A 21,029-nucleotide genomic window follows, 5' to 3' on the forward strand; every position below is an offset into this window, starting at 1 on the left:
TAGTTAGATGCTCTCAATGGTGCCAAAATCATGCTGATTGATAGCGACTAAATTAGGAGTGGCGCTGTGAGCGAAAGGAGCGTTTTGCGCAAGGGCGTTGTTGGCAGAACGCACATTGCTAGTGGTGTTTGTAGGTAAGTTGGTGGTATTGCCACCTTTCTCAGTAGGCGTAGAATTGCCTAAATAATACACCGAAATTTTAGAGCCATTAGCCGTTTTACTGATGCCTATATTTTTCCATGCCTTACCGATAAGATACTTGTAATTGTCAGGGTTGTTCACCATGCTTTGATTGCCGATAGCCATACCGCATGCTTTAATGTCATCAGTATTTCGCACCACACAAGTATCCATGCGGTTATTGTTGTTATAAAGGGCTAGGCGCTCTTTGAATTGCTCTTCTAGATTAACATTACTAATGCCATTGGTACCTGTAGAAACATTACCATAACCAATGATTTTCGCTTTCACTAACACATGCTCTGTATTTTTAATGAGATCTTGAGCGCTGTTAATCTTGATGAGCGGTTTGTAAAATCCGGTCGCGCTGTCTATATCATTATTAAACATCATAGCTGCTGCATTGCCTACATTTAAGGTTGCCACTTGCCCACCTCGGACCAGATAGTTGATAGTGCCTTGATTGTTGACAAAATCCCCTTGAATGGTTAAATTTGAAAATTGGCTATAGTCCATGACCGCATTTTGACCTAGGGTTAGATTATTGAACATGAGCTTTGATGTGCCCCAAGGGCTTCCTTGAGGTCCAAAAGCAAGTTTATTGGTGATTTCAACATTTTTAATATTTCTAGCGTCAAAATAATTCCAAGGGGCGTAGTAAAAATCATTGATAACCAGTTTTTCACCGCCTTTAAATTTAACACCGCCAGAATAGATTGACCTAGTGCCAGTTTCCAAACGAACGGTGTTGATGCGCGATTGACTGCCTATATCTTCGCTAAAATAAGTGTATTCCCCCACACTCACCCCATTGGTTTTAACAATCAATTCATTAATGTTGAAGTTTTTAACGGCCACATTAGTGGAAGCTGTAATGAGCTTGTTGATATTGACCTTACCTGTAACACCACTAAAATCTAAGGTGTTGAAACCACCATTACCCGTATCAATACCTTTAAAATTAGCTGTATGAGCATCCACCTTTAAATTCACAAATCTTCCCAAACTAATATCGTTATTAAAAGTGGCTGTGCCGTTTTTAGTATCCACACCAGCCTTAAATTCAAAATTCGCGCTTGATCCTGCCAAAGCAGCACCGCCCACTTGATTATTCACTCTTAAAGGCCCATCAACGGTGATATTCCCAGTTAGATTTTCCACTAAAAGAGAGCGCCCACTCGCTTGATTGGACAGATTGACACCGCCTTTGCCGATATGCAAATGAGCCGCATTGGTGGTAAGAGAAGCTTTAAACCCTCCCACTCTAATCGTGCCATCAGCGTTAGTGTTGATGCGATCAATATTGACAACCGTGTCTTTGCCACCAGCAAAAGGCCCATCAATGACTTGCGTGGGTTGGATTTCTGTTTTTTGCGCGCTATTGGGTGGGTTAATGACCTGAGTGTTACTATTGTTTTGAGTGCTGTTTTGTTGGTTGTTGTTAGCATTATTTTGCGTGGTGTTACTAGGTTTATCCTTAGGTTTATCCTTATAACCGCCTTCTGGAGGGGCGATAATGTTTAGCCCCGCGCTTTGCCACAAATCCAGTGTGCCAATATGAGTCTTGTTACTAGCGATAATGCCTGCTTGAGCGGCGTTTTTATCGCCCACAGTGAGATGGTTAAAATCCACTTCCCCTGTCACTTTTGAAGTGTTTATCGTGCTGTATGAAGGGGCTAAATACGCTCCCACGTATTGCAAACGGCCCATCCACACATTACCCATTAATTTAACGCTGTTTGAAGCCAAATTAAGCGTGGCGCCATCATAAAGAGAAATTTCCGCATTTTTACTGCTAGTGATCCCTTCTGAAGCTTGCAAAGTCAAAACCGTAGAGCTGGCTTTCCTCCCGGCTCCAGAACCCACACGATTGTTGATTTCTACAAAATTATCAATTGAAATATTTTTAGCGTTGAAATTCACTCTCGTGGTGCGATCGGCGCTATCCTTATAGCTTGTGAAAGAATTGCCATTGAATTGGCCCAAGCGTAAAGTGGCTTTTTGCATATTCACGTCTAAATCCCCACCAGTAAAGTTTCTAAGACCTGATAGTTTATAAGTCCCTACAGCGTCTTTCATATCCACTTCAAGCTTGTTCTGCTGCCCGCCTTTGACCCAATAATGCCTAGCGGCATTCCCCCAATCCCAACCTCCATCAATCTTACTGGATAAAAGGGATCTGTATAAGTCGTATTCCTTGTTGGGGAATTCATTAAAGCCTTTTCCTGCTTGAATGCGCCAAACTTTATCGGGTTTATCTGGGGTTTTATTCGCTTCTTCAGCTTGTTTTAGCCCCCAGCCAAGAAGCCCTGAGACCGTTCCTGCAGCGGTGCCTGTAGCGATACCTCCAACAATGGCTAGAATGATCACGGTTGTGAAAAAGGCGGCATGACTTTGTTGCGGTATGGCGCTAATCAACGCTCCTGCTAAAACGAGAGAAACTAAAGGGCGATTCATTTTGCGGTGTGTTTGTTGTATTTCCATTTTCTTCCTTTCTTTTTGTAAAACGATTTTTGCACAAAGGGTGCGACTTTAGACTAGAAAATTTCTGTTGCATTTACGATTAAGGTTATAAATATGCAGTATCTACAACCGATATTAAACTTTTATCAAATTAAAGTAAATAAACATAAAACTCAACAAGATTAAAAAGCAATATTGCTAGAATTTGTGGTTAGAATGTGTAAAAAGGTAAAATGGGAGGCGTTTAAAAAAACTTCTCCCAAATCGTGCCTTGTGGGGTGTCCATCAAAGCGATTTTGTGGTTTAAAAGCTCTTCTCTGATCCTATCGGCTTTTAAAAAATCTTTTTGCTCTTTGGCGCGTTTTCTTTCTTCTATCTTTTTTTCAATTTCTTGTTTTTCGCTCTCGCTCACGCCTAACTGGAAATACGCGCTAGGGTCTTTAAACCCGATGCCAAGCAGTTCTTCTATGAATTTCAAATTCGCTAAAATTTCGCCCTTCAAAGCCTTGTTTTTAGGGTTTTGATCCAGTTTTTCATTCGTAGAAGAAAGCATGCTTTCTAAAACGCTCAACGCTTTAGAAACGTTTAAATCATCTTGCATGCATTCTAAAATTTCTTTTTTAAAATTTGGATTTATTCCTCCAAGAGTCCCTAAAACGCGCTGTTTTAAACGATAGATTTTATCCAAGCGTTTTTTACTCACTAACAAGTCTTCTTCATTGAAATTCAAAACAGAGCGATAATGCACCCCTAGCAAGTAATTGCGTAAAATTTCGCCATCATAGTTTTTGAGAGCGTCTTTAATAAAAAAGCTATTCCCCAAACTTTTAGACATTTTTTCGTTATTGATATTCACAAAGCCATTATGCATCCAGTATTTAGCAAGCTCCACGCCAAAGGCGCAACGGGTTTGACACGCTTCATTTTCATGGTGGGGGAATAACAAATCCGCTCCGCCTGCATGAATATCAATTTGATAAGGGGTGTTAGCGAGCGCTAAAGTTTCAAAAACCATGCTAGAGCATTCTATATGCCAGCCAGGGCGCCCTTTGCCTAAAGGGCTATCAAAACCCACATCATTATCCCCCTTATAGCTTTTCCACAACACAAAATCCTGCTCAAGCCGTTTTTCTTGCACCAAACCAATACGGCTAAATTCCACACTGCTATTATGCACGCTCAAAGAGCCGTAATCTTTGTCCTTGCTCGTGTCTAAATAAATATCCCCATTAGAGACTCTATAAGCGAAATTTTTTTCTAAAAGCGTTTCAATCATGCGCACCATAGCGTCTAAATACTCGCTCGCTTTAGGCTCTAGGCTGGGTTGTTTCACGTTCAAAGCGTTTAAATCCCTTGTGTAAGATTCAATATAAATGCTGCTTAATTCTTGAATGCTTTTGTTTTCTTTTAGGGCTTTGTTGATGATTTTATCATCAATATCCGTGAAATTCCTTACTAGCATCACTTCATAGCCGCTCAACTCAAGCGTGCGCCTTAACAAATCAAAAGCAATCGCGCTCCTGGCATGCCCTAAATGAGCGTCATCATACACCGTAGGCCCGCACACATAAATATTCGCCTTTTTTTCAACTAAAGGCTCAAAAGGGACTTTTTGTTTTAATTTGGTATCATAAATAAACATTTAAAAACCTTGAAAATAATAAAATAAATATAAATGTGTAACCCACGATTTGAACGCTAAGAGTAATAAGATTTCCACGCAAGCGAGGAAAAGGATTACAAGCCATGATTTTAAATTCTTGATTATACCCAAGAATAATTGAAAGCCAAACGCTTTTATCGTTAAAACAAATAAAAATAACCCGCTCAAACTATTCGCTAACGCTAAACCTAAAACCCCCAATAAAGGCATTAAACTCAAAGAAGCCGCTAAACCTAAAAAAAGCGAAATTAAAGAGATTTTAGCCGCTTTTTTTTGTTCTAATTTCGCATAAAGCCACAAAGAAAAGAGTTTAGTTAGCCCAAAAGGGAGCAAGCCTAAAAGATAGAGCGAAAAGACTTGCGAAGTGATTAAGGTGTCTTTAGGGCTAAACTGCCCCCTTTCAAATAAAAGCTCGGTGATTTCTTGACTTAGCATGATCCCCCCAATGCTGCAAAAGAGCAAAACGCCCACCAAGAAAAACCACGCCTTTTGCAAGCGTTGTAAGACTAAATCCTGCTGATTGTTTTTAAGTGCGATCGTAATGCTAGGGAAAAGGGCTGTGGAGATAGCGATAGCAAATAACGCTAAAGGGAGCTGGAAGACTCTGTTAGCGTAATACAAATAAGACACGCTCCCGCTCGCTAAAAAAGAGGCGATCGTGGTGTCTAAAAAAGAAGCGATCTGAGCGCTAGAATTGCCTAAAACGCTGGGGAGGAATTGCTTGAAAAACGCTTTTAGGTCCTTTTTAGCCCTTTTAGAGCGGTATTTTTTTTTGGCGGCGTTTTTGGTCTTAAAGCTCAAAAATCCTTTAAATAATAAATTCAATAAGCCCAATTTCACTAAAGGGTAAAAGTGTAATAAAATTTGAGCCACGCCCCCTAAAAGCACGCCGTAGCTCAAATAATACAACGCTTCTAAATGCGTTTTTTCTTTAGAAATGAAAAGGGCTGAAATCATGCATAAATTGAGCAAGCTTGCGCTATAAGCGCTGGCAAAAAAGCTGTGTTTGTATTGTAGAAGCGCGCCTAAAAAAGTGGTGATAAACACTAATAAAAGATACCAAAAATTGATCGCTACAATAGGGGCGCATAATTTGAGCGTCTCTTCATCAAAGCCGTAAGCTAGGAGTTTGGTTAGCCATAAGGGATTGAGCGCTACTAATAAGCACCATATCAATAAAACGATACAAAAAATAAGCCCCACCAAACCCGCAAAGCTCCCTTTAATGGAACTTCGTATGAAGCTTGGTAAAAAGCTTTGGGAAAAAGAGCCCTCCGCAAAAATACGCCTGAATAGATTAGGCAATTTGAAAGCCACAAAGAAAATATCGCTATACACCCCAGCCCCTAGAATATTGGCCATCATCAAATCCCGCAAAAAGCCAAAAATCCTAGAGCATAAAATCCCTAAGCTGTTGGTTAAAAATATTTTTTTTAGCATACTAGTTGTATTTATTACCTAATTTTCAGTGTTTTTTTGTTAGCATATTTCTTTTTTCAAATTCTTATATTATACCATTTAAGGATTAAAAAATGAGCTTGGAGCGTTTTGCCCCTATAAAAGTTGAGCGGTGCAAAGACATTCAAAAAGAATTAAAAAAAGCGGCCGCTGAAAATAAATTACAAACAGAAGATCTATGGTTTGAGATTTTAAAAACTTCTATTTTTATCAAAAACAGTGCTAAAGACGATTTTAGCGAGGCTTTTGGTGGGGAATTGCAACAATTAGAAGAAGATGAATACTATGAAAAAAAAGAGCTAACCCTTTATCAAACCCACGACATTAAAATCAAATCAAACGCTTATAAACGCTTTTTTGAAGTAAAAGTGGATGAAAATTTGAGTGCAATAGAAATTATTTTAGACGAGTGTTTTATTGTCCTAGACACTGAAGAGCATTACCAAGAAATGTTTGCATATATTAAAGAGTGTTTAGCCTTTCAAGGCGTGGTGTTTAGGCATTTTTCACAAATGTATGAAAATTTAAAAACAGAGTTAAGAAAATATCAAAAAGAAGCCCAAAACAAGCGCTTTATTTTATACGCTTCTTCAACCTTTATCCCTAATACAGAAGAGCAATCCCATTTTTTATTAGAAGAAGAATACCTTCCAACGCATACCATTCCCTTAAGCGATCAAGAAGAATCTTTTGTTAAAGAAAATTACTATATCGCTAAAGAAAATCAAAAAGTCGCTTGCGTGAGTTACCCCAAACAAGGAAGAGACGGCCGTAACCTTAAAGGTCTTTATATTGAATTGCCTAAAGTCGCTCATTCGCCCACCCCTATAGGGCATGACAAAAACGCTTTTGAAGAGAGAGAAGAAAATAACGCCTTATTGTATTATTCCAAAGCCTTACAAGGGGTTAAAATGGAAAAGGGGCGTTTGGTTTCTAAGCAAAATTTTATCTTTAAAAACGGGATCAAATCCATTGAAGTGCCTAATCTTTTAGGGGGAGTGGAGAGCGGGTTAGTTTTAGAGATCCAAGCTAAAGACGAATTGAGCGATGCGATTGATTCTAACCTCATTTTAGAAGCGAGCGTAATTAACATTAGGGGCAATGTGGGCAAGAATGTGATCTTAGTGGCTAAAGAAATCACTATAGAGGGGCAAATCCACCCTGAAAGCTATGTCTATGCCAATAAAGCGCGTATCACTAACCATAAGGGCGTGTGCTACGCTAAAGAGTTTGAGTGCAAGTATTTAGAGCGTGCTAAAGTGTATGCCAATAGCGTTAAAGTGGAAGCGAGCGCTGGGAGCGTGGTCTATGCGAAAGAAATCGCTTTAGAAAAGCTCAAAAGCGACAACAAGCTGTATTTTTCCAAGCAATGTTGGATTGATGAGGTGGATGGCAATGGCAACCGCTTTATTTTTTATGCTTTTGGGGGGCGAGAAAACCAAGAAGAATTGAAGATTGCTAAACAAAAACTCAATGCGTTAGGGTTAAAATCCAAAAAAATCATCGCTCAGCACCAGTCCTTAAACCATTTAGTCAAAAACCATCAAGCCATCATGGAAAAGCTTAAAAACGCCACTGAAGAAATCAAACGATCTTTAATGCAACAAGAAAGCGTGAAAGACGCTTATAGTGAGTTTATGTTTGCTTTGAAGCGTTTGAAAATCCTAAAAGCTCAAATGTTAGAATTGCAAAAAATCAATAACGAATGCTACGCTAAACTCATCAGCATAGAAAACAGCTTCCAGCATGCAAGCATTATGACTAAAAACCCTTTCAAGCAAGAAAATATCGTGATTTATCATCGCAATTACCCTAAAGTGAGCAACTTGAGCGCCATGTTAAGCCATAATGAAAGCGTGAACGTGATCTATGAAGATCATAAAATCAAAAAAATCCCTAAAAGCGCTATAAAAGGCTAGAGCAAGAAATAAAAAAGGGATAAAATGATAGTGGGTTTGATAGGGGTTGTGGAAAAAATCTCCGCTTTAGAAGTGCATATAGAAGTGCAAGGGGTTGTTTATGGGGTGCAAGTTTCTATGCGAACGGCTGCTTTGCTTCAAGCGGGCCAAAAAGTGCGTTTGAAGATCTTACAAGTGATTAAAGAAGATGCACATCTTTTATATGGGTTTTTAGAAGAGGGCGAAAAAATCCTTTTTGAAAGGCTTTTGAAAATCAATGGGGTAGGGGGGCGTATCGCTTTAGCCATTCTTTCAAGCTTTTCGCCGAATGAATTTGAAAACATTATCGCCACCAAAGAAGTCAAAAGACTCCAGCAAGTCCCAGGTATAGGGAAAAAGCTCGCTGATAAGATCATGGTGGATTTGATTGGCTTTTTCATTCAAGATGAAAACAGACCCGCACGCAATGAGGTTTTTTTAGCCCTAGAGAGTTTGGGCTTTAAAAGCACTGAAATCAACCAAGTCTTAAAAACCCTAAAACCCAATCTCAGCATAGAAGCAGCGATTAAAGAAGCCCTACAACAACTGCGCTCTTAAAAAAAGGTTTTTGGTTTAGCGGCTACGCTTTTAAACGAAGCCACCGCAGGAGCGGCTTTAAAGTATCACATTAAAAGAGCGTTAGAGAGAAGCCACTCTATAAGCGAATTTAGTAAGAATTTAGAACTAAGCGCGCAAAAATCACACTTTAGCAACAACACGCTTAAAATCATTGAAGAGCTTACTAACGGGATCAAACAAGCGAGCGAAGAAATCAAAGAAAAGGCTACTAAATACGAAAAAGCCTTGCAAGAATTGCAAAAGATTGATGAAAGCAAGCTGACTAAAGAACAGCAACAGGTTTTAAAGGTTTTTAAGGGCGAATTAGATCAAACAGAAATTAAAGAAATAGATTTAAACGACCTTTACATTTTAGAACAAGGCACAAGGCATGCAGGCGCTAAAAAGATACTCATTAAACATTATGGAGAAGAGAATACCGGCGGGATAACTAATGAAGAATTAATTAACATTAGCGAAGTGATCAAAAACGGAAGCGTGCTATTAGAGAGTTTTGAAAGGCTTAAAAACGGATTTAGATACGCTTACGAATGGGAGAATAACGGCGTTAAGCTTAGGTTAGTAGTAGATGATTTAAATAATGGGAATAAGACTTTTGATTTTTATAGCGATAGGAATTTTACAGATTTCAGGGATGCCAGTCTACACTCTGGAAACCATCCCTATGAAAATAATCCTACTCAAAAACCGCTAAATAGTCAAGAGGATTTATTAAAAAATACAGAATTAAATAACCAAACCACCCAAGAAGTTAAAAATTTAAGCCCATTAGAGCAAGCTAACGCCGAAAAACTGAGTTAACGCTAAAAACAATGCAAAAAATGCATAAAACGAAGCATAAAATGAAATTATAAGGATAGTGTAGCCCATAGAAAAATATTAGCAAAATCTCAGAATAGCAATTAAACATCAGTTATGAGCTGAGTGCTAGACATATTTGATAAAGCTAATGCGTTTTGAAACTTTAACATAAAAAATTAAACACAAGGAGTAAGGAATGAAAAGCATTAAAAAGCCTCACCTTGACCATACACAAGCCCTTGCGTCTTATGTGTCAGGGTCTATTGGCACACTCAAAGTGTTTTTAGTATGGGTTAGAAAGTTATTCTCCAACCCATGCCTTGACAATATTAGCACAAAAATATTAAATAAATAATAGAAAGAGTGAATTAGTTTTAAAAACGATGTTCAAGAGTAACGGAGATTATAAGAATAACAACGCTTATAAGAAGTTTTCAAGCACCGGACTCAATGCTAAAGTAAAGGTTCAGCCATAGGTCGAGTTCCCCCATGGTGGTGCTAAAAAGAACAATACTTAAAAAACTTTAACAAGTCAAGGGGTAAAAAATGAATCAATCTTAAAAATGATGCATCAATCAAAGCTTTAATGCAAGACACCAAACCCTCTAAGGGGCAACCATAGGTCGAGTTCCTATAGCGATGTCTATAAGGATGCTACCATAAAAACCCCAACAAAGTCAAATAACGACCTAAATCTTTTCAAGGATAACGCAAGGAGAATGAATGAAAAACAAAAAACAATATTAAAGCAGAGATTGACAAGGCGGACATTATCCACTCTTTCATTCCGCAGGCAAGAACGCTTAAAGAATAAGCCGATGGAGTGGGCTTGCATTGAAACTATAAAACAAAAACTTGAAAAAGTCAAGGAAGTCAGGAAATGAAAACTAACGAAGAGTATAGCTACAATCAAATCATAGGAGAAGCGAGAATGATAATGGATAAGGCGAATCATTAAAGAGTGAGTGGGTTATTATAGGGTTTGAAAAGAAAGCAGGAAATCTTAGAGAGCAAGCTAAGTTTATAGACCCTAGCTTAATTACAAAAGATGGAGAGCGTTTAGCTTCTTCTTTAAACTCTAATAACCCTAATCCTACCACAAAAGAATAAGCAAGGCAATAAACTACCCAAGCTTACCCAGTCAGTATGAGAAAAATAAGCCTAAAAACCCCTTTAAAAATTCTGGCTTTGTTCTAATCAAACGCCAATAATTGAGTTTTTAAAAAATGATTTTTTAAACTCTATAAAAATGAAATAACCCTTTTTATGGTTTAGTTTAAAGCCCAGTTGGTTTTAGTGAGATTTTCTCTGATGGAAAACAGCTTGTCTTTGACTTCGTTACTGCTCAATTTCCTCACTTTATCCGAATTGTATTTTAAATCCTGGCTAAGAAGAGACAATCTGTTAGACAAATCGGCAATATCCACCCTTAACCCCTCATCTCTGGCTAATTTGAGCGCGGGGATTAGATCCGTATCTTTTGAAAATATCAAAATCCTATCAGCTATTTTTTTAAAGGCTATTCTTTGAATGTCAAGACCCATGAGCATATCCACCTGCTTTTGTTCTAATAACGCCCTATAACTCCCATCAAACTCCACTCTTATTGCGTTTAACTTAGTTCTCCCTAACCTCAATTCCACTTGATCCAATGAAGCCAGATCGTGTTGGAAATTTTCCACATCGCTATAAATCTTCTCCCACTTAGTCGCTTCACTGCTTTGTAAGATTTCTTCAATGTCGTTGCTGGTGAAGATTTTCATTTCTGTTCCCGGATTTTTTTCATTTTGGAGGGTGTCGTTCCTCTTATCCCATAACGCATGTTCAAAATCAAAGGGTGGGGTGGTATAAAAGTAAATGCGACTGATCCATTCATCATCCAGTAAAAAAGCCCTAATAGTAACGATCACATCTAAAGCGATATTGTAATTAACGCATTTTGTTTGTTTAATATCGCGCCTGAAATTCTCCCAATCCACTAATATGATTGTGTTTGCTTTCATTTATTGCTCCCTTATTTATATGCTAAATTTTTTAAAAGTTCTTAATGCAATCTTGTATTTTGCGCTAACAAGAAACATGGATATAATAATAGCGTTTTTTAAACCTTGCAATTAAATAATAGGAATGATTGATGCGTATTTTAGGAATAGACCCAGGCAGTAGGAAATGCGGGTATGCTATCATTTCTCACACTTCTAACAAGCTTTCTTTAATCACGGCCGGGTTCATCAATATCACCACGACACGCTTGCAAGAACAGATTTTAGACTTGATAGAAGCCTTAGATTGCTTATTGGATCGTTACGAAGTTAATGAAGTGGCGATTGAAGATATTTTCTTTGCGTATAACCCTAAAAGCGTGATCAAGCTCGCGCAATTCAGGGGGGCGTTGTCCTTAAAGATTTTAGAAAGGATTGGTAATTTCAGCGAATACACGCCCCTACAAGTCAAAAAAGCCCTAACCGGTAACGGGAAAGCCGCTAAAGAGCAAGTGGCCTTTATGGTCAAACGCTTGCTTAACATCACAAGCGAAATCAAGCCTTTGGATATTAGCGATGCGATAGCCGTTGCTATCACGCATGCGCAACGCTTAAAGCTCCATTAACTACCATTTGTAAGCCACTTCAAAACGCGCATTAAACCCAGGCTCGGCGATCGCTCTTTTAATAGCGTCAGTGCTTGGCATATCCGGGCTCATGATATAAGGGCTTGTTTGATCCACATAGAATTTGTTGAAAACATTATTAAACACAGCAGAAAGCAACAAACCTTTCCAGCGGCTTTTGGTTTTAGGGCTCCAATTGATATAAAAATTACTCACGCCATAGCCCGGTTTATGCATATGCACTAACCCTAATTGGGATCCGCATTTGGCTAAATCGGTAGGGGTTTTGGGTTTCTCAGCCGTCCCGTAATCAGGCAAGTAAATATCAAACCCGCAATAATCTAAACCGGTAACAAAGCGGCTAAGCCAAGCGAGATTGATCCCTGTTTTGGGAATGGTGTAATCCAATTTGATGATAAAAACATTACCGGTGCTTGCGGCAAGCTCGTAGCTATCCGCCATTAAATACCCCCTAGTGGTGGGCCAGGTGCGCGAGACCCCTACATTCAAACTCACGCCCTTGTATTTGAAAGTCCCACCTACTTCATAGCCATAAATCCTAATCGCTTGACTCAAATTGGTTACAACCAAATTTTGCGCGTATTGTGAGATGAAATTATCCAAAGCTTGATAAAACGCCGCAGCCCTCCCGCTAAAATACTGGCTTGAATAATCAATATTAAATTCAGCGTTAGAGCCCACTTCAGGCTTGATATTTTTGGCGTATCGCAAATCGTTTTGGCGCATATACACGCCATCTCCTGGCATCACCCCCCTTGTAACTTGAGAATAAGTGATTTTTAAAGATAAAGGCTCAATGGGGCTTAGCACAAGAGCCGCGCTAGGGCTAAAGCCTTGAGTGTAGCGGTGGTTCCAATCCTTATCATAAAGCGTGTATGCGTCCCACCTAACCCCGGCTCCAAAAGTGATGATTTTATGGGGCGAGTAATTCGCTTGCACATAGCCTCCATAAATATTCCCATTGGCTTTCCCTCTTTGGCATAAAGTAGGGTCATTGGGGTTATTATCCACAAGAGCGCAAGCGATTTGTTTTTGCCCTTTATCGTCAGTATAGACTTGATTAGGCCTGTATAATTCTGATTTGGGGATACGAGCGTCAAAAACGCTTAAATTTTGGTAGTTGAATCCGTATTCAAAAAGGCTGTCTGTGGCTTCATCAATCACATGAGCGACTTTTAGGTTTAAGCCGGTGTTGTTTAAAAACAGATTTCTAGGTTGTGAGCTTGGTTTATCCACATCAGAAAAGCTTGGGGTGCAATACCCGCCTTCAACGCATGGGTAATTTTCTCTTTCCCATGCGCTCGCTAAAGAAGTGGGGAATTTGGCATAAACGCCATTAGGATCAAATAAAGGATCAAATTGAGCGTTCCTGATGCTTGTATAAAGGGTAAAATCTAATCGTGGGTCGCCAAAAGAATTTCCCGCTTCCCTTTTGTATTGTAATGAAAGATTGTTAGCGCTATTAATGGAGTGATACAAATACCTTGTGAAACTATCTAACACATTAGGACACCCTTGAGAACTATCAGGGCTGAAAGGGGCTTCACAAGGATAGGCTAACCCTATAGCGTTACTCCTTAAAGGGCGTGTAGCGTTATCTCGTGTCATGTTCCAGCTGAAAGTGAGCGTGTCTCTATCGCTCAAATAACCATTCATTTTAACTAAAGCGTTGTTTTGCTCGCTAGGAGTTCCTGGCTCTTTATCGGCTTGTGTGGGATTGAAAAGGTTTTTCATCGCTGTAGCGCCGCTTCTATAATAGAAGATGTTTTGGTGTGTGTAGTAAGCGATAATATCAAAATGCGCGTTTTGATAAGCCGATCTAAAAGTCTCTCGATCGCCAAAATTAGTATAAAAACTCACCGCCCCACTGGCTGCATAATTTTTCCCCCTAGGGATAAAATCAGCCGCTCCTTTAGTCTCCATTTTAATCACTCCTGCGATCGCTCCTGGCCCTGCGCTCGCATTCGCTGATCCTTTGGTAACTTCCACGCTTTTGAGCATGCCAGGGTCAATCACGGTGTTGCCTTGGTGGTGGTAGATATTGCCATTTTGCGCAGCCCCATCCACCGTAACCCTTAAAAGCCTGTCTTCAATGCCTCTCACATAGATTTTCTGCCCCATCACGCTCCCTCCGCCCACATTCACATCAGGGTTAGTCCTAAACAAGTCCTTGACTTCATTGCTTTGGCGTTGATCCAATTCTTTAGAAGTTACTTTAAACTCATTGTTGTAAGTGAAAATCCTTTTAGCTTGGGTGGTAACCTTATTTAAAGTGCGCTCCTCGCTATAGCAAGTATCAGCGAGTAGGGGGAAACATAAAGCGTATCTAAGCTTTGGGTATGATCTTAAAAACATCAAACAACTCTCCTTAATTTAAAAATTCAAAAAAAAATACAAAATTAAAAAAAATCCGTCAATGCATTGAGATAGAATAGTATGATAATTATTATTAAAACTAGATTAAAAATAAAATTTTGTTTTTAATCTTTCTTATTTTCATTAATTGTTACAAATAGAAATACTTAAGGGGTTTTTTATTCTTAAAAAAAAGGATTTTTTAAGGAAATTGAATCTTGTTAGTCTTTATATAACAAATTATGTAATAATCCCTAAAAGTAATTGGCTTAGTGCTAGATTACTAAAGATTTAAAATCAAATAAAGGAAAAAAGATGGTTAATAAAGATGTGAAACAAACCACTGCTTTTGGCGCTCCCGTTTGGGATGACAACAATGTGATTACGGCTGGTCCTAGAGGTCCTGTTTTATTACAAAGCACTTGGTTTTTGGAAAAGTTAGCGGCGTTTGACAGAGAAAGGATCCCTGAAAGGGTGGTGCATGCTAAAGGAAGCGGAGCTTATGGCACTTTCACCGTGACTAAAGACATCACTAAATACACTAAAGCGAAAATTTTCTCTAAAGTGGGCAAAAAAACCGAATGCTTTTTCAGATTTTCTACTGTGGCTGGTGAAAGAGGCAGTGCGGATGCGGTAAGAGACCCTAGAGGTTTTGCGATGAAGTATTACACTGAAGAAGGTAACTGGGATTTAGTAGGGAACAACACGCCTGTTTTCTTTATCCGTGATGCGATCAAATTCCCTGATTTCATCCACACTCAAAAACGAGATCCTCAAACCAACTTGCCTAACCACGACATGGTATGGGATTTTTGGAGTAATGTTCCTGAAAGCTTATACCAAGTAACATGGGTTATGAGCGATAGAGGGATCCCTAAATCTTTCCGCCACATGGATGGTTTTGGCAGCCACACTTTCAGTCTTATCAACGCTAAAGGCGAACGCTTTTGGGTGAAATTCCACTTTGAAACCATGCAAGGCGTTAAGCATTTGACTAACGAAGAAGCCGCAGAAATCAGAAAGCATGATCCTGATTCCAATCAAAGGGATTTATTCAATGCGATCGCTAGAGAGGATTTCCCAAAATGGAAATTAAGCATTCAAGTGATGCCAGAAGAAGATGCTAAAAAGTATCGATTCCATCCGTTTGATGTGACTAAAATTTGGTATCTCCAAGATTATCCGTTGATGGAAGTGGGCATCGTAGAGTTGAATAAAAATCCTGAAAACTATTTCGCAGAAGTGGAGCAAGCGGCATTCTCTCCGGCTAATGTCGTTCCTGGAATTGGCTATAGCCCTGATAGGATGTTACAAGGGCGCTTGTTCTCTTATGGAGACACACACCGCTACCGCTTAGGGGTTAATTATCCTCAGATACCGGTTAATAAACCAAGATGCCCATTCCACTCTTCTAGCAGAGATGGTTACATGCAAAATGGGTATTACGGCTCTTTACAAAACTATACGCCTAGCTCATTGCCTGGCTATAAAGAAGATAAGAGCGCGAGAGATCCTAAGTTCAACTTAGCTCATATTGAGAAAGAGTTTGAAGTGTGGAATTGGGATTACAGAGCTGAGGATAGCGATTACTACACCCAACCAGGTGATTACTACCGCTCATTGCCAGCTGATGAAAAAGAAAGGTTGCATGACACTATTGGAGAGTCTTTAGCTCATGTTACCCATAAGGAAATTGTGGATAAGCAATTGGAGCATTTCAAGAAAGCTGACCCCAAATACGCTGAGGGAGTTAAAAAAGCTCTTGAAAAACACCAAAAAATGATGAAAGACATGCATGGAAAAGACATGCACCACACAAAAAAGAAAAAGTAACTCTTTTCTTTAAGCGTTCTTATTTTTTAGGAACGCTTTGTCTTTCAAAATTTAGGTTTTTGGATACTCATCAATCCTTTGGTGGTGTGTCCTACTTTTTCATTCATTCAACGAATTTAAAAATTACAATAAAGAGTTATAGTTATGAAACGAAGGGATTTTATTAAAACGACTGCTTTAGGCGCTACAGGTGCTGTTTTAGGAGCACAGATTTTGCAGGCAGAAGAAAGCAAAGGGAGTGCTGCAAAATATAAAATAGAAGCTCAATACAGCATTGATTTTGATTCTGCAGAACACACTTCACTTTTCATTCCCATGCCGAGTGTTGTAGCGAGCAATGTGTATTTACAAGGCAATCATGCCAGCTATAAAAGCATGCTCAATTTTGGAGTGCCTTATTTGCAAGTGGATTTTTTAAAAAGCGCTCAAAAAAAGCAAGTCCATTTGTCTTATGAGATCGCTAGCTATCAATTGAATGAGCGTTTGTTTGAAACGAGCGATTTTGTAGCAATGGGGCGTTATGAAAGAGACGATGCGAGCGTGGCTAACATTGCCAACCAGCTCAAGGGAACAACCTCTAAAGAAAGCGTTCGCAATTTTTATGCGTTCATCAAGCATGAGATGCCCAAGAGACAAAAGGCTCTAGAGGGTAAAGAAAATTTACCTAAACGAGATAGTTTGCCTTGGTTTGCAACCATTTCACAAGAGAGCATGTTTGTGTCCTTATGTCATGCGTGCGGGATTAAAAGCGCTGAAGTGCAAGGCTTGAAATTGGCTCAAAACAGCGTGGTGAAAAACGCTTCTAGAGTGGAAGTGTATTTGAAAGATTCCTTGTTAGCGTTTGATTTTCAAAATAATCACAAGGAAGTCTTTATCCCGTTGAACCGCCATAAAGACATGCAATTAGATACTGCATTGTTGGCGACTTTTGGCGATGCTTTCGCCCTTGTGGATGGTAGGGATTTAGGCAATTACGAGAGCAAACTTTTTGAAAAAAGAGTGTCCTATACGATTGTTTAAAGGTATGAAATCTAGGAATATTCCTTGATAGCGGGCTTTCCTTTTTAGGGAGAGTTTGCAAAAAGGGTTTAAAGGATTGTCTTTATGCGAGAATTTTTTAAGAAACTTGGCACAGAATACGCTTCTAAGCTGTTTTTAATTTATTGGCTTAGATGGATGTTGAGCGCGTTGGTGATGTTGCCTTTTATGGAGGTTTTTTATTATTTCAATTTTCCGTTGTGGCTCAATCTTTTCTTGGGACAAACCATTGGAGCGGTGATTTTTTTCAAGCTAGACAAGTTGATTTTTTCTAAAAAATGATTTTTACAAGCCTAAAAAGCCACTAAGCTTTTCTCACTCTTAAGCTTTTGTATTTTCCTAAGCTTTTTTGAGGAATTCAGATTTTAAAGACAAACTCTGCCCTTCTATTTTACAATCCACATTGTGATCGCTATTGACAAGTTTGATGTTTTTGATTTTAGTGCCTTTTTTAAGCACTAAAGATGAGCCTTTAACCTTTAAATCCTTAATGAGAATGACCGAGTCCCCATTTTGTAAAAGATTATTGTGGCAATCTTTAACGATTAATTCTTCATTACTAATTTCATTTTCATTCCATTCATACAAACAGCTAGAGCAAACGAACTGCGTGCCATCATGGTAGGTGTAGGCGTCGTTGCATTTAGGGCATGGGGGTAAATCTTGCATGATAATTATCCTTATCGTGGTATTAGTGTGATGATATTATCTAAAGCAAGGTTATAAAACGCTTTAATTTGATAAGTATCAACCCCCTAAGATCGCTTTTTAAGTTTTTTGTAGTTGGTATTCAAAAAGCCCTTTTTTAAAAATAGGTTACTAAATGTTACTAATAAGTCAAAATTCATTAAAATAATCATAATGATTAAAGATTTTAACCGCTATTATAGAAAAATAACAAGAGGGTTTGCAAAAACTCTCATTAAAAACAAGGAGCAAAAAAGATGAAAAAAGCGGGCTTTCTTTTTTTAGCGGTAATGGCTATCGTTGTCATGAGTTTAAACGCTAAAGATCCGAATGTGTTGCGTAAGATTGTTTTTGAGAAATGTCTGCCTAATTATGAGAAAAGTCAGAATCCTTCGCCATGCATAGAGGTCAAACCCGATGCCGGCTATGTGGTTTTAAAAGATATTAACGGCCCGTTGCAATATTTGTTGATGCCAACGACTCACATTAGCGGTATTGAAAGCCCTTTGTTGCTTGATCCTTCTACGCCTAACTTTTTTTATTTATCATGGCAAGCGCGTGATTTTATGAGTAAAAAATACGGCAAACCCATTCCTGATAGCACGATTTCTTTGACGATTAACTCTAAAAAAGGGCGCTCACAAAACCATTTTCACATCCATATCTCTTGCATTAGCCTTGATGCGCGCAAACAGCTGGATAATAATCTAAAAAAAATCAACAGCCGTTGGTCGCCATTATCAGGGGGCTTGAATGGGCATAAATATTTGGCGCGTCGGGTAACAGAGAGCGAATTAGCGCAAAAAAGCCCATTTATCATGCTTGCTAAAGAAGTGCCTAATGCGCATAAACGCATGGGAGACTATGGCTTAGCGGTGGTGCAACAAAGCGATAACTCCTTTGTCTTATTAGCGACACAATTTAACCCATTGACTTTAAATCGCGCTTCAGCCGAAGAGATTCAAGATCATGAATGTGCGATTTTGCGTTAAGGTGGGTTAGATTTTGAGCGATAACCTTTAAAAAGCGTTGTGGGGGTAGTGTTACAAAACTCCCTATCCCCTTATGAATTTGACTGATCTTTTTGATTAACAAAACTTTAAAATCCGCAACCAATCCTTTTAAAAAGTTATTTGGGAACAACTTTTGCTTTATTTGGCATAGATTGAATTTCTTTACATTAAAGGATAACCATGCTTAGGTCTTTATGGTCTGGTGTCAATGGGATGCAAGCCCACCAAATCGCTTTGGATATTGAGAGTAATAATATTGCGAATGTGAATACCACTGGTTTTAAATATTCTAGGGCTTCTTTTGTGGATATGCTCTCTCAAGTCAAACTCATCGCTACCGCGCCCTATAAAAACGGATTAGCAGGGCAGAATGACTTTTCTGTGGGGCTTGGGGTAGGCGTGGATGCGACGACTAAAATCTTTTCACAAGGCAATATCCAAAACACAGATGTCAAAACCGATCTAGCGATTCAAGGCGATGGTTTTTTTATCATTAGCCCTGATAGGGGGATTACGCGCAATTTCACTAGAGATGGGGAGTTCCTTTTTGACTCGCAAGGGAGTTTGGTTACCACCGGCGGGCTTGTGGTGCAAGGGTGGGTGCGAAACGGGAGCGATACCGGCAATAAAGGGAGCGATACGGACGCTTTAAAAGTGGATAACACCGGCCCTTTAGAAAACATTAGAATTGATCCGGGGATGGTGATGCCAGCCAGAGCGAGCAACCGCATTTCTATGAGGGCGAATCTAAACGCTGGAAGGCATGCCGATCAAACAGCGGCGATATTCGCTTTGGATTCTTCAGCCAAAACCCCTTCAGATGGCATTAATCCGGTGTATGATTCAGGCACGAATTTAGCTCAAGTCGCCGAAGATATGGGATCTTTATACAATGAAGATGGCGACGCTCTTTTATTGAATGAAAACCAAGGGATTTGGGTGAGCTATAAAAGCGCGAAAATGGTCAAAGACATCCTCCCTTCTGCAGAAAACAGCACGCTTGAGTTGAATGGGGTTAAGATTTCTTTCACAAACGATTCAGCGGTGAGCCGGACTTCAAGCTTAGTAGCGGCGAAAAATGCGATCAATGCGGTCAAAAGCCAAACAGGGATTGAAGCTTATTTGGACGGCAAGCAATTGCGTTTGGAAAACACCAATGAATTGGACGGCGATGAAAAGCTTAAAAACATTGTGGTCACTCAAGCCGGGACCGGAGCGTTCGCTAACTTTTTAGACGGCGATAAAGATGTAACGGCTTTCAAATATAGTTATACGCATTCTATCAGCCCTAATGCGGATATTGGGCAGTTTAGGACCACTGAAGACTTGCGCGCCTTAATCCAGCATGACGCTAATATCGTTAAAGATCCTAGTTTAGCGGACAATTACCAAGACTCAGCCGCTTCTATAGGGGTTACAATCAACCAATACGGCATGTTTGAAATCAATAATAAAGACAATAAAAATGTTATTAAAGAAAATCTTAATATTTTTGTGAGCGGGTATTCTTCAGACAGCGTAACGAACAATGTTTTGTTTAAAAACGCGATGAAAGGGCTTAATACCGCTTCTTTAATTGAGGGGGGAGCGTCAGCGAGCAGTTCTAAATTCACCCACGCTACGCATGCGACAAGCATTGATGTGATAGACAGCTTAGGCACTAAACATGCCATGCGCATTGAGTTTTATAGGAGTGGGGGGGCGGAATGGAATTTTAGAGTGATCGTGCCTGAGCCTGGGGAATTAGTAGGGGGGTCAGCGGCTAGGCCTAATGTGTTTGAAGGAGGCCGTTTGCATTTTAATAACGACGGATCGCTCGCAGGCATGAACCCGCCTCTTTTGCAATTTGATCCTAAAAATGGTGCTGATGCCCCCCAACGCATCAATTTAGCCTTTGGTTCCTCAGGGAGTTTTGACGGGCTAACGAGCGTGGATAAGATTTCTGAAACTTATGCGATTGAGCAAAACGGCTATCAAGCGGGCGATTTAATGGATGTTCGTTTTGATTCAGATGGGGTGCTTTTAGGAGCGTTCAGTAATGGCAGGACTTTAGCGCTCGCTCAAGTGGCTTTAGCGAATTTCGCTAACGATGCGGGCTTACAGGCTTTGGGCGGGAATGTCTTTTCTCAAACCGGAAACTCAGGGCAAGCCTTAATCGGCGCGGCTAATACGGGGCGTAGGGGTTCAATTTCAGGATCTAAACTGGAGTCTAGTAATGTGGATTTGAGCCGGAGTTTAACGAATTTGATTGTGGTTCAAAGGGGGTTTCAAGCGAACTCTAAAGCGGTAACCACATCCGATCAAATCCTTAACACCCTATTGAATCTCAAGCAATAAACCAAAGGATTACTCTAATACAATATAATAGGGGCTAATTTAAAGATTAAGGTTTA

General features: G+C 39.5%; 13 protein-coding genes and 2 pseudogenes. 9 read left to right on the plus strand and 6 right to left on the minus strand.

Translation table 11 applies throughout. From position 1 onward, the window contains the following. Positions 1 to 6: 6 nt before the first annotated feature. From BZK24_RS03750 to murJ, 3 genes and pseudogenes are all read right to left on the minus strand, one after another. Positions 7 to 2,664, minus strand: a pseudogene (locus tag BZK24_RS03750) (vacuolating cyotoxin family protein); the annotation flags it as partial. A gap of 223 nt (positions 2,665 to 2,887) precedes the next feature. Beyond that, on the minus strand, positions 2,888 to 4,285 hold the full coding sequence (gene cysS / locus BZK24_RS03755) for a cysteine--tRNA ligase (protein WP_077656613.1): 1,398 nt from the start codon (positions 4,283 to 4,285) through the stop codon (positions 2,888 to 2,890). Beyond that, a complete protein-coding gene (murJ, locus tag BZK24_RS03760) occupies positions 4,286 to 5,746 on the minus strand; it encodes a murein biosynthesis integral membrane protein MurJ (RefSeq protein WP_077656614.1) in 1,461 nt (486 codons plus the stop codon). It lies immediately after the preceding gene. Positions 5,747 to 5,838: 92 nt separating this feature from the next. Here murJ and BZK24_RS03765 point away from each other — a divergent pair, with 92 nt between their 5' ends. The 3 genes and pseudogenes from BZK24_RS03765 to BZK24_RS03775 all read left to right on the plus strand — a co-directional run. Then, positions 5,839 to 7,683 carry a FapA family protein gene (locus BZK24_RS03765; RefSeq protein WP_077656615.1) on the plus strand — a complete coding sequence of 615 codons (1,845 nt, stop codon included), beginning with the start codon at positions 5,839 to 5,841 and terminating at the stop codon, positions 7,681 to 7,683. A 24-nt stretch (positions 7,684 to 7,707) separates the two neighbouring features. Then, a complete protein-coding gene (ruvA, locus tag BZK24_RS03770) occupies positions 7,708 to 8,259 on the plus strand; it encodes a Holliday junction branch migration protein RuvA (protein WP_077656616.1) in 552 nt (183 codons plus the stop codon). A 69-nt stretch (positions 8,260 to 8,328) separates the two neighbouring features. Further along, positions 8,329 to 9,078: pseudogene (locus BZK24_RS03775) on the plus strand (DUF3519 domain-containing protein); the annotation flags it as partial. 1,274 nt (positions 9,079 to 10,352) lie between these two features. Here the strand turns inward: BZK24_RS03775 and BZK24_RS03795 are convergent. Further along, entirely contained in the window at positions 10,353 to 11,084 is a 732-nt protein-coding gene (locus BZK24_RS03795; protein ID WP_000646766.1) for an NYN domain-containing protein, read from the minus strand. Positions 11,085 to 11,215: 131 nt separating this feature from the next. Between BZK24_RS03795 and ruvC the strand changes: the two genes are divergently transcribed. Then, positions 11,216 to 11,689 carry a crossover junction endodeoxyribonuclease RuvC gene (gene ruvC, locus BZK24_RS03805; protein WP_001221173.1) on the plus strand — a complete coding sequence of 158 codons (474 nt, stop codon included), beginning with the start codon at positions 11,216 to 11,218 and terminating at the stop codon, positions 11,687 to 11,689. On the opposite strand, the gene BZK24_RS03810 is transcribed toward ruvC, so the two are convergent. Then, the gene (locus BZK24_RS03810) at positions 11,690 to 14,065 is read right to left on the minus strand and encodes a TonB-dependent receptor (protein ID WP_077656618.1); all 2,376 of its coding nucleotides are present in this window, start codon (positions 14,063 to 14,065) and stop codon (positions 11,690 to 11,692) included. Between the two features lie 315 nt (positions 14,066 to 14,380). Here BZK24_RS03810 and BZK24_RS03815 point away from each other — a divergent pair, with 315 nt between their 5' ends. From BZK24_RS03815 to BZK24_RS03825, 3 genes are all read left to right on the plus strand, one after another. Then, the gene (locus BZK24_RS03815) at positions 14,381 to 15,898 is read left to right on the plus strand and encodes a catalase (protein WP_077656619.1); all 1,518 of its coding nucleotides are present in this window, start codon (positions 14,381 to 14,383) and stop codon (positions 15,896 to 15,898) included. A 144-nt stretch (positions 15,899 to 16,042) separates the two neighbouring features. Continuing rightward, on the plus strand, positions 16,043 to 16,918 hold the full coding sequence (locus BZK24_RS03820; protein WP_077656620.1) for a twin-arginine translocation signal domain-containing protein: 876 nt from the start codon (positions 16,043 to 16,045) through the stop codon (positions 16,916 to 16,918). Between the two features lie 84 nt (positions 16,919 to 17,002). Next, entirely contained in the window at positions 17,003 to 17,218 is a 216-nt protein-coding gene (locus BZK24_RS03825; RefSeq protein WP_001206518.1) for a hypothetical protein, read from the plus strand. A 57-nt stretch (positions 17,219 to 17,275) separates the two neighbouring features. On the opposite strand, the gene BZK24_RS03830 is transcribed toward BZK24_RS03825, so the two are convergent. Then, a complete protein-coding gene (locus tag BZK24_RS03830; RefSeq protein WP_001922576.1) occupies positions 17,276 to 17,605 on the minus strand; it encodes a zinc ribbon domain-containing protein YjdM in 330 nt (109 codons plus the stop codon). A 275-nt stretch (positions 17,606 to 17,880) separates the two neighbouring features. On the opposite strand from BZK24_RS03830, the gene cdh reads away from it, so the two are divergent. Together cdh and flgE are read left to right on the plus strand one after the other, a co-directional pair. Continuing rightward, complete coding sequence (gene cdh / locus BZK24_RS03845) at positions 17,881 to 18,615, plus strand: CDP-diacylglycerol diphosphatase (RefSeq protein ID WP_077656622.1); 735 nt, start codon at positions 17,881 to 17,883, stop codon at positions 18,613 to 18,615. A 201-nt stretch (positions 18,616 to 18,816) separates the two neighbouring features. Then, positions 18,817 to 20,973, plus strand: coding sequence for a flagellar hook protein FlgE (flgE, locus tag BZK24_RS03855; protein ID WP_000946402.1), 2,157 nt, complete (start codon positions 18,817 to 18,819; stop codon positions 20,971 to 20,973). Positions 20,974 to 21,029: the final 56 nt, after the last annotated feature.

The organism is Helicobacter pylori, assembly GCF_001998165.1.
GTDB lineage: Bacteria > Campylobacterota > Campylobacteria > Campylobacterales > Helicobacteraceae > Helicobacter > Helicobacter pylori_DL.